2 protein-coding genes are annotated in these 1,393 nt (G+C 39.3%); both read left to right on the top strand.

The window, feature by feature from the left end; all coding sequences use genetic code 11:
* A partial coding sequence (locus HMPREF2871_RS12125) for an RHS repeat domain-containing protein (protein ID WP_283116827.1) occupies positions 1–989 on the top strand: 989 nt, incomplete at its 5' end.
* Between the two features lie 2 nt (positions 990–991).
* Complete coding sequence (locus tag HMPREF2871_RS07010) at positions 992–1,384, top strand: hypothetical protein (protein ID WP_070647859.1); 393 nt, start codon at positions 992–994, stop codon at positions 1,382–1,384.
* Positions 1,385–1,393: the final 9 nt, after the last annotated feature.

The raw sequence follows: 1,393 nt of genomic DNA, 5'->3' as shown, positions 1-1,393 counted from the left end.
ATCTGCACGACCAACTGGTTAAAGCCGAAATCTTCAAAAAAGACGGCAGCAAAGAAACTTGGGCGTACACCTACGACGCCTTGGGCAGAAGGATAGGCAAAGGTCGTCTGAAAACCAGTCAGGAAGTTTCAGACGACCTCGAAGAGGAAACCGGATTCGTTTGGGACGGCAGCCACCTCTTGCAGGAAGTCCACCCGGACGGCAGATATACCTATATCTATACCGATCCCGATAGCTACGAACCCTTGGCACAGGTACATAACTGGACCAACGAAGAAGGCGAAAGCCGCCAACAAACCCACTACTTCCACTGCGACCAAATCGGCATTCCGAGAGAGATGACCGATGAAGACGGCAACCTCTTGTGGTTTGGCAACTATACCGGCTGGGGCAAACTGAAGAGTGAAACCAACATATCCGGAACTGCTCACCAACCCTTCCGCCTGCAGAACCAGTATTGCGACCGTGAGACGGGGCTGTATTACAACTTCTTCAGGTATTACGAGCCTGATGCGGGTCGGTTTATCAATCAGGACCCGATTAGGTTGTGGGGCGGGGATAATTTTTATTGGTTTGCACCAAATTCTAGTGCTTGGATTGATGTTTTAGGTTTAGCAAGTATTTTTGAGAAACTTAAAATTACAACTTCTGATGGATTTTTGTTTAAAGGATTTACTGTTAAAGCACCATTTAACATACCTGTACAGAGATTTGGAGATTTGCATCTTAATTCACGTCGTGGAGATTTTTGGGGGCTACGTATAGGAACTAACAAATTCATAAATAGAACGTTTGCTGCCATTCTCCCTTCTTGGAACCCTTTAACAAATTATAATTCAGGTGTTATTCCTAAAGGAACAAAAATGAAAGTTGGTATTATTGGTCCACAGGGTCTTAAATATCCAGGAGGATCATTACAATTTATAGTGCATTCAGAAGAAGTTCAAAAAGTCAAATCGAAAAAAATTAAAAGAAAGGGAAAGTGTTAGAAATGCCTAAGTTAAAAATTTTGAATGAAACTCCTTTAGACTTTCAAGAAAAATTTTTGTTTGACAAATGGGAAGTCAGCTACCTTGATTTGATGGAAGTAAATCAAGGTTCTCCCTTAGTTGGGAGTCTATCCATTAACGGTCAAGTTATTATTAAAGAACAGGGGTTTGGAGGGCCTTTATTGTATTTCAATAGAAAAATATATATTCCAGTTTTCATTAGACGATTTTGCGTTGTTGGATTTAGGCTTGCAACATTAAATTTAGATGATTTATCAATTGAGTATATTGGGGGTATCGAAGACTTGGTTTATCTGAAAGAGATAAAAGGTAATAGAATTTATTTCTATACAGATATATATAAAAGCACAAAAAAGAATTTAACTTTATATTAACAAATATAT

It is taken from the genome of Neisseria sp. HMSC067G12, assembly GCF_001812725.1.
GTDB classification, from domain to species: Bacteria; Pseudomonadota; Gammaproteobacteria; order Burkholderiales; family Neisseriaceae; genus Neisseria; species Neisseria perflava.
Note: the sequence above shows the minus strand (reverse complement) of the source record. Positions and strands in the feature narration are given on the sequence as shown.

Excerpts from the sequence above, each read along its gene's own strand:
- HMPREF2871_RS07010 (WP_070647859.1), top strand. The coding sequence starts at position 992 with ATGCCTAAGTTAAAAATTTTGAATGAAACTCCTTTAGACTTTCAAGAA.